The 6,572-nt window shown below is 67.1% G+C and carries 3 protein-coding genes; 2 read left to right on the plus strand and 1 reads right to left on the minus strand.

Features of this window, described 5'->3' with window-relative positions; genetic code table 11:
* Nucleotides 1-322: 322 nt before the first annotated feature.
* Nucleotides 323-5,605, minus strand: a complete 5,283-nt coding sequence (locus VD972_RS26495; RefSeq protein WP_324991527.1) for an ATP-binding sensor histidine kinase — start codon at nt 5,603-5,605, stop codon at nt 323-325.
* Here VD972_RS26495 and VD972_RS26500 point away from each other — a divergent pair.
* The gene (locus VD972_RS26500; protein WP_324991528.1) at nt 5,604-5,993 is read left to right on the plus strand and encodes a hypothetical protein; all 390 of its coding nucleotides are present in this window, start codon (nt 5,604-5,606) and stop codon (nt 5,991-5,993) included. The genes VD972_RS26495 and VD972_RS26500 overlap by 2 nt on opposite strands.
* Before the next feature lie 388 nt (nt 5,994-6,381).
* Nucleotides 6,382-6,572: hypothetical protein (locus VD972_RS26505; RefSeq protein ID WP_324991529.1), on the plus strand; the 191-nt coding region annotated here is incomplete at its 3' end.

Consider the following 6,572-nt stretch of genomic DNA (forward strand, 5'->3'; position numbering starts at 1 on the left):
AACCAGCTCGCGCTCTCCGCGAACCTCCACGCTGTCAACGGGGTCCGCTCGACGCTCAGCTTCAATGAGCTGGTGGTCTGGTGCTCCTACGGGTCCCATTGACTGGGGGCTGGGGGTAGTACCGTTCATGCCCTTCGCTGCTCATCCCCAAGTATGCTCAGAGCAGAGCTGCCTGAGCCGGTGAACACTTACGCTCGTCCCAGCACGAGTGGACGAGCAGTCGGAGCCGTACTTCATCCTCAACGCCCTACGCACCATCCGCTGCATCGACGAGACTCGATCTGGAGAGATCGACCACTGGCGGCCCGAGCGCAAAGTTCGTTTACGCGAAGGGGAGCTCCAAGGTGGCTGTGGCGCCGTGGCCAGGGCCCTGGCTCTCCAGCGTCAGGCGTCCTCCGAGCAGCTGTGCCGCCAGCGCGCAGGAGTGCAGACCGAAGCCGTGACCCTCCTTGCGCGTGGTGAAGCCGTGCGAGAAGAGATGCTTGCGGACCTCCGGGGTGAAGCCCGCGCCCGTGTCCACGAGCTGGATGTGTATCCAATGTCCTTCGTGGGTCAGGCGCACGCTCAGGGTGCGCTGCCCCGCGGGGACCTCGTCCATGGCGTCCTTGGCGTTGGTGATGAGGTTGAGCAGGATCTGGAGGATCTTGTGCTTGTCCACCCTGACCCTGGGCGCGGGTGACAGCTCTCGCGTGATGGAGATGCTGTGGCGCTGGAGCGCGGCCAGTTGGATGCGCAGCGCGTCATCGATGAGCTGTGCCAGATCGCACTCCTCGATGAGCAGGGCCGTCTTGGCATAGTCCTGTTGGACGCGGACGATGGCGCGGATGTGCTCGATGTGCTGGCCCATCGCCTCCAGGCCTTCCCGCAGGTCTGCCTGCTCGTGCAGCAGCGTGTCCCCCAAGGCCGACAGGTAGTGGCGCACCCGGCTGCCGCGCGGATCTCGAGTGAGGAAGTCCCCCAGGTCCTCCAAGTGCTGCTCCAGCATGGCCGCCGTCTTCTGCACGCCCTCCACATGAGAGGAGTTGACCAGGGCGAGCATGGCCTCGAAGTTGATGACGGCGCTGGTGAGGACGTTGCCGACGTTGTGAAGCACGTTGGAGGCGACCTCGGCCATGCCGACCTCACGGGCTGTGTTCACGAGGCGGGCCTGGGCTTGCTTGAGCTCGCGCGTGCGCTCCTCCACGCGGCGCTCCAGCTCGTCGTTTGCGCGGCGCAGGGCCACCTCGGCGCGCTGGACTTCGTCGTACAGCCGAGCGTTCTCGAAAGAGATGACGGCCTGTGAGGCGAGGTGCTCGAGCAGAGAGAGGCGGGCCGGGGTGAAGGCGTTGGTGGCCAGGCTGTTCTCCAGGTAGAGCGCGCCGTAGAACTCCTCCTGGCGTAGCAGGGGCAGGCAGAGCACCGAGCGTGCCTTGCTGCGCGCCAGGTACTCGTCGGAGGAGAAAGGGTGAGGTGTGGCGGCATCACCGATGAGCACATGCTCGCCGGTGCGCTTGACGTAGGTGATGAGGGACCAGGGCAAGGCATGGGTGTCCCCCTGCGCCGAGGCGCCCACGAAGCTGTCCGGCAAGTCGCCGGAGGTGGCGACCACCGCGAGGGTGTCGCCGCGCGGCAGCAGCAGGGCGCCGCGCTGAGCACCGGCATTCTCGATGGCCACCTGCATCAGGGTGAGCATCAGCCGCTCGAGGACGATCTCGCGGGAGATGGCTTGCTGGGCCTTGACGACGGTGAGCGCGTCGACCTGGGATGAGTCCGTGCTGGTGGTGTGGCCGCCAGGGCTGGACTCCTGCGAGGACGCGAGGCCAGGCCATTGGGAGTCCAGGTGCTGGACCTTGCCGGTGGCGCCCCACTGCCGGTACGCCTCTCGGGCGGCGCGTGCAAAGGCCTTGAAGATGGAGGGAGCGCGCCGCGTACTCCAGAACCTGGCGGCGAGCTCATTGGCGAGGGCCACGTGCTGGATGAAGCCATTCTCCTGGGCCGACTGAAGGGCCTCCTCATAAGCGCAGGTGGCCTCGTCCCCATGTCCCAGGAGGCGGGCCAGCTCCGCGGAGACCATCCGCTCCAGGGCGCGGAAGTTCTGGGGGCAGTGTGTCGCCCACTCCGCGAGCTGCTGCTGGTGCTGCTGCATCGCCTCGAGGTACTCCCGCTGCTGCTCCGGTGCCGCGTCCGCGTAACAGGCGGCCAGCGTCAACGCGTGGTAGAGGCGGTAGTCTGAAGCCAGGGAAGAGCCATACGCGGACGAGAGGAACCCAGCCGCCCTGGCTCCCGCCTCGCGGGCCTGCTCGTACGCGCCGCACATGAAGCGCGACTGCATTCTCAGGATCCAGTACCAGCAATGCACGAGGCCCGAACGCTCCGCTGTCAGCCCGGCCTCGAAGGCCTCCTCACCGAAGCCCTCACCGTTGAGTGTGTCGAACGAGCGCGAGAGCCCACGCATCTGCTGCACGTAGCGCTGAGCGACGGAGATCAGCTCCCGCATGTCCCTGAAGCCTGGCTTCCCGACGAAGTCTTGCTGAGCGACGCTCTCCCGGTAGACCTCCTCCAGTGGATGCCCCAGGCAGAGACGGTCCCTGACGATACAGTAGCTGGGGTAGCAGGCCATGATGGAGTCACCCGCCTCGACAAGAGCCTGGAAGGCACTCCGGGTGAGCTCCAAGGCCGCGGACATGGGCTGGGTCCAGAGGTGGAGCACCGCCCGGGCAAAGAGCACCACCCCGCGGGCGGCAGTCAAGCGGTGGTGCTCGATGAGCTCCTGGGCGAGAAGGCCAAAGGCATAGCCCTCCCGGTACCGCTTGAAGAACCACCCGGTCACGCCTCCGAACAAGGCATACACGTGCGTGGAGATGCCGCTGTTGCCATGCTGGAGGGAGAGGGCGACCGCCCGACACACCAGGAGGGTGTACAGGTTGTGGTCCGCGAAGAATGTCGACCGGTTCAGGCTCGCGATGACATCCATGACTGCCTTCATGTCCGGGTCGGTCATGAGCGGAAGGTCGACGAGGCTCTCGATGGGGCGCTCCCCCAGCAGGGCCCACACCTCCTCATGGGCGGCCACCACCTCCTCCCAAGAGGGATGCGAGGAGATCGGCATGCTCAGGCTGGCCAGGAACTCCAGCAGACAGTCGATGGCGAGTTGTACCGCGCCCGTCACGAGGTAGAGATCGCTCTTCAAGCAATAGACGACTGCCATGTCCGGGCGGGTGCGCGCCCGGGGTTGGAGCTCCTCCACCCGGGAGCGCGCATCGGCGAAGTGGCCGCTGACGAGCTCGCAGGTGGCCTGATCCAACCGCAGCTTGAAGGTCAGCGCGTACTCCGTCTCCCAAGCGTCGCTCGGGAGCAGCTCAACGGCCCGCTTGAAGTAGGCGATGGCCGACTGGTGCGCAATGGAAGCCTTGGCCCTCGTACCGGCCTCCACGTTGAGCCGTGCGGCGCGCAGGCGCTCTGCGGGGCTCTCCATCAGGCTCGCCCCTGCGTTGAGGTGGCTCACCACGTCGAAGAGTTGCTCGCGGATCTCTTCGACAGAGAGGCGCTCCAAGAGCAGGCGGCCGATGCGCAGGTGAAGGGCGGGAAGCTCCTCCGGGGAGAGGAGGGCATGGGCCGCATGTTGGATGCGGTCGTGGAGGAAGCGGTACTGCTCCGGGCCACTGCGCACCAGCAGGCCTTCCTGGAGCACCGGCTCGAGCGCTTGCTCCACCTGGCCCACCTCTCCCCGGCCGGAGAGGGTGGCCAGCATCGGGAGTGAGAAGGGATTGCCCACGCACGCGGCCAGCCGCAGCAGGTGCTGGGCCTCAGAGGGCAGCTGGCGCAGCTTGCCCACCAGGAAGTCCACCACGTTGTCGGAGTAGCCCTTGGCTCGGACACCCTCGCCATCCCACTGCCATCCTCCCGCGGAGGTGCGCAGCAGCAGGCCGTCTTGGTGCAGAGTGACCATCATCTGGAGCAGGAAGAAGGGGTTGCCGCCGGTCTTCTCGAGCACCAGTGCCGAGAGGGGTTCGATGACGTCGCTGCCCGCTCCTGGGAGCGAGTCGGCGACGAGGTGTTGGACATGCTCCAGGCTCAGCGGCTCGAGCTGGAGCTCCGTCACCTTGGCCCCGGCCTTGCGGACCGCCTCCACCGTGGCCACCAGCGGGTGGGAAGGGCTGACCTCGTTGTCGCGGTAGGCCACCAGCCACAGCACCGGGGACGCATTCTCCAGGGAGAGCAGGTGCTGGAGGAGCTGGAGGGTGGCCAGGTCCGCCCACTGCACGTCATCCAGGAATATGACGAGGGGGTGCTTGGCGGTGGCGAAGACGCCCAGGAACCTTCGGAACACGCGGTTGAAGCGGTGCTGCGACTCGGCCGGGGGGAGGGGTTGCACCGCGGGTTGCCGGCCTGCGACGAGCTCCAGCTGGGGGATGACATCCACCAAGACCTGGCCGTCGTCCTGCCAGGCTTCCCGCAGGCGCTCGCGCCAGCGTGCCAGCTCCTCATCGGAGCCTGCGAGCAGCTGCTGCACCAGCCCGCGGATGGCCTGGGCCAGGGTGGCGTAGGGGATGTCTCGCTGGAACTGATCGAACTTGCCGCTCAGGAACAAGCCGCGCCGCTGCACCACCGGCTTGTGCAGCTCGTTCACCACCGAGGACTTGCCGATGCCGGAGTAGCCGCGCACCAGGAACAGCTCCGGTTCGCCACCCCGGAGGGCGCGCTCGAAGCCCTGGAGCAGGGCGGAGACGTGGGCCTTGCGCCCGTAGAGTTGCTGAGGCAACTGGAAGTGGGTGGGGAAGTCGTGCGTGCCCAAGGGGAACAGCTCGCGCTCGCCTCGGCGCAGGCTCTCCCGGCACCGCTCGAGATCGGCCCGTAGGCCCTCGGCGCTGAGGTAGCGCTCCTCGGCCACCTTGGCCAGCAGCTTGAGCACGAGAGAGGAGAGGACGGGAGCAATGGCCGGGACGAGCTCGTGGGGTGGCTTGGGGCTCTGGGCCAGGTGCGCGTGGAACCACTCGAGCGCATCACGCCCTTGGAAGGGTCGAGCGCCGGTCAACATCTCGTAGAAGGTCACCCCCAGCGAATAGAAGTCGGTGCGGTAGTCCACCGAGCGGTTCATGCGCCCGGTCTGCTCGGGGGACATGTAGGGCAGCGTGCCTTCGATGAGGGAGGAGGGCGCAGCATCCACGCGCTCGACGCGCTGGAGGGTGGCGGTGCCGAAGTCGATGATGCACGCCTCACCCTGGGGAGTGATGATGATGTTGGAGGGCTTGAGATCCTTGTGGATGACGCCGTGACGGTGGATCTCCGCGAGGCTCGAGGTGAGCGAGACAGCCAGGTCGAGGAACTGGAGGACGTCCAGCGGCTGGCCGACGAGCTCGGACAGGGGTGTTCCCTCCACCTGCTCGATGAAGAGGGCCGGGCGTTCGGGCTCGCAGGCATGAGCCATGGGGACGCCCTCCACTTCCCGGAGGCGCTGGAGGATGGCGAACTCGCGGCGGTAGCGCTCGCGATCGTGCGGGGAAGGCACCATCGGGGTCTTGAGGAGGCCTGGAAGGCCATCGACTTCCCGCACCGAGTGAAAAAGGGTTGCGGAGCCGGTAGACTTGTACGTGCCGAGGACTCTGAAGCCCGGAATTTGAAACATGTATGATTTTAACGAAGGGGGTGTGGATCCGCCAAGAGGAGCCTCTGCTGGCAAGCCCCTGGATGGACAGAGGAGGTCTGGCATCCTCGGGGAATGGGTCCACTGGCTCGTTGGTATCGACTCACGCTCGTGTCGCTGGTCCTCGCCGGGACGGTGTCCCGCCTTCGTAACGCTGCGGCGGCTGCTCGGCGAGGCCTGGGCGCGCAGGCTCGCAGAGGCGGTGCAACGGCACTCGGCCGGCGTGGGCGGCAGCGTGATCCTGGGCGTCCTGCTGGCGGTGGCTCCAGGCGTGGGGCACTTCTTTGGCCTGCCCCTGGACGTGCGACATGTCACCCTTGCCTTCGGCTCGCTCGTCTTCGCCGCATGCAGCCTGGGGCCTGGGGCCTGAGACCGTCGGGCAACCCGACTTCCTCGCCGCGATGCTGAATGAGACAGCCCGGCTCCTTCCTGCTGCCTCCTCACGACCCGCCCGGTTCCGCAGCGGCCCCAGACGCGTCTTCCCAAGCCCCCGCAGTCCCTACGCACCCCACAGGAGGCCCCACGACCTAGATAGATGGGGCCGGAGAAGCCACCTGGGGGGTAGGAAGAACGCGGCGGGACTGGTTGACCTATGTCATTCCCGTTTGCGACAGTCCCGCGCCCTCCTCTCGAGCGTGGAGCCTCCTTTGAAAGCCTGGATGCTGTTGTGCAGTGCCTGTGCCGTCCTCTGCAGCCTGTCCGCGAATGGCGCTCCGCGGAACGATGCCTCGGCGCCCTCCATCGACCTGAAGCGCGCCATGCGACAGGTACACTTCGCGTTCCACCCGGGGGCCGACGGGCGCTGGAGCGGGAGCCATGGCACCTACGCCGTCCAGGCCGGCGCAGACGGACTGGCGCTCACTCCCTTCCACGCTCCGGCTGCCCCCCAGGCGCTGGTGAGAGGGGCGCCCCTGAAGCTGGGGGCGGCGCGTATCCGCCGCGGTGGCCA

Origin of the sequence: Hyalangium sp. (assembly GCF_035629615.1) — a bacterium.
Taxonomy (GTDB): Bacteria; Myxococcota; Myxococcia; order Myxococcales; family Myxococcaceae; genus Hyalangium.

Coding starts and splice junctions, on each gene's coding strand:
- VD972_RS26500 (WP_324991528.1), top strand. CDS start 5,604: ATGTATGATTTTAACGAAGGGGGTGTGGATCCGCCAAGAGGAGCCTCT.
- VD972_RS26495 (WP_324991527.1), bottom strand. CDS start 5,605: ATGTTTCAAATTCCGGGCTTCAGAGTCCTCGGCACGTACAAGTCTACC.